The 1,685-nt window shown below is 55.1% G+C and carries 2 protein-coding genes; both read left to right on the forward strand.

What is annotated here, in order from left to right; genetic code table 11:
- Positions 1-230 precede the first annotated feature (230 nt).
- A complete protein-coding gene (locus CAPSK01_RS17490; RefSeq protein ID WP_273703988.1) occupies positions 231-671 on the forward strand; it encodes a hypothetical protein in 441 nt (146 codons plus the stop codon).
- A gap of 105 nt (positions 672-776) precedes the next feature.
- Positions 777-1,553 carry a DUF5984 family protein gene (locus tag CAPSK01_RS17495; protein WP_273703989.1) on the forward strand — a complete coding sequence of 259 codons (777 nt, stop codon included), beginning with the start codon at positions 777-779 and terminating at the stop codon, positions 1,551-1,553.
- Positions 1,554-1,685 lie beyond the last annotated feature (132 nt).

A 1,685-nucleotide genomic window follows, 5' to 3' on the forward strand; every position in this document is an offset into this window, starting at 1 on the left:
GGTTTCAGATCCTATCGAGGCGACAACTAGTCTGACACAGGGGGCAATTGAGGCGTCCTTGCGGTCGAGCGACGGCTAACAAGTGCATCGAGCGGACCGCTGGCAAGCGGTGCTTGCCAGTGCACTCCGGCCTTCGGCCTCCGCTCCAGGCCAAGCTTGCTCATTGTCCTTGCGCGGCCAGCCGCAGCCCGCCTCCGCGCGCCGGTTAACTCTACGTTAGCCGTCTTAGCATGAGCGCACCAACTCCGATTGATCACTTGAAAGCAGGGTCGGAGATCTTGCTTCGTGTTCTAGAACCGTATGGGTTTTCCTTCAATCAAGGCGCCACCGGTGTCGGTTCGGGGGGTGGCTTTGCGAGCGGCACTTTCGTGCGTGGTGATAGAATCATTGAGGTTCATTTTCGGTATAGCCTGGGGTTGGTCAGCTACAGAATTGGCGAGGCCGTGATCGATCATGAAAACTACCTTCGCTTCGCAGGCTACTGGTCTGAGCGCCGGTACCCGGGGTTCTCAAGCACACCGATGGACGGGTTCACCGCCTTGGCACACGACCTGTCGGCCTTCTTCACAGACTTCATGACCGGCACCGGAGAACAATTCAAGGGAGTCGTAGCCGCATATGCAGCAAACCCAAGCAGGTATAAGGGCTTTTCGGCCCTCGGTAGAAAATGACACAGACGGCTAACACTCCGGTCGAGGCGCGGCTTCGCCGCTGGGACGCCGTGCCGGCGATGCCGGCCCGTCGCCCCTCACCTTCACGTTAGACGTCGTATTGCCGTGCTCATAAATTTTGCACTTGCCCCAATCGAGAAGATCTGCCCATGGGGACAGCCGGGGAGCTATCGTCTCCATTGGTTCGGGTTAACCGACGGCGAATACTGGATACAAGCTGGCGAGGCCATATTGTTTGAGTACAGCGATTACGCCCGGGCTGCCGGCGCAAGTCGCTACTGCAATTATCAGGTCGTTCGTCTCTACGAAGACTTGATGAATATGCTTCCCTATATCCTCGAGCCAGTCCCTGAGCAGCTTGTGCAATACATCTGGGGCGATACCGCAAAAGCTTGGCAGAAGACCTACAGCGCTTGGTGCGACAAAAACTACGAGGTTCTTGAAAAATCGCGGTTCAACGAAATCTTCGATGCTGCGATCGTGTGGACAGGAAAGCGGTGGCTTGATAGCGGCTACCTCTGTCCATCAGCAAACCTTGCAATCTGGTCCGACGAAGAGCAAGTCCACATCGAATGGGATAACCGAGACAGGATATTCGATGGAAATCCAGCTTGGTCGGCAATTCTTGGCTCATACCACATGCCTCGCAGCGAATTCGTCGAAGAAGTTAGAGCATTTCACTCGCGCCTAATGGAACAAATGGCGGTTCGAGTTCAACAGGTTCAGGAAGGTGCTCTGTCGTCAAAAATTGAAATTGACTTGCCCGGGCTGTTTAAGGAGCATGCGAAACGTGTGCGCACGCTTGAAGCAGCCCTGAACTTTCTCCCACTGACCGACTGGAAAGAAACAGAAAGAGCGATCCGTGAAATCCGCGAGGTCTAACATTCCAATGCACCGGACCTTCGGCAAGCTTCGCTTTCCTTCGTCCAGTGATTTTCAACGTTGGGTGTCACAATCGCGCCATTGCCTGCCCCCTGTGTCAGACTAGTTGTCGCCTCGATAGGATCTGAAACC

It is taken from the genome of Candidatus Accumulibacter vicinus (genome assembly GCF_000584955.1).
GTDB lineage: Bacteria > Pseudomonadota > Gammaproteobacteria > Burkholderiales > Rhodocyclaceae > Accumulibacter > Accumulibacter vicinus.

What these genes read in the sequence shown, in the direction of transcription:
- CAPSK01_RS17490 (WP_273703988.1), top strand. Translation starts at nt 231, where the DNA reads ATGAGCGCACCAACTCCGATTGATCACTTGAAAGCAGGGTCGGAGATC.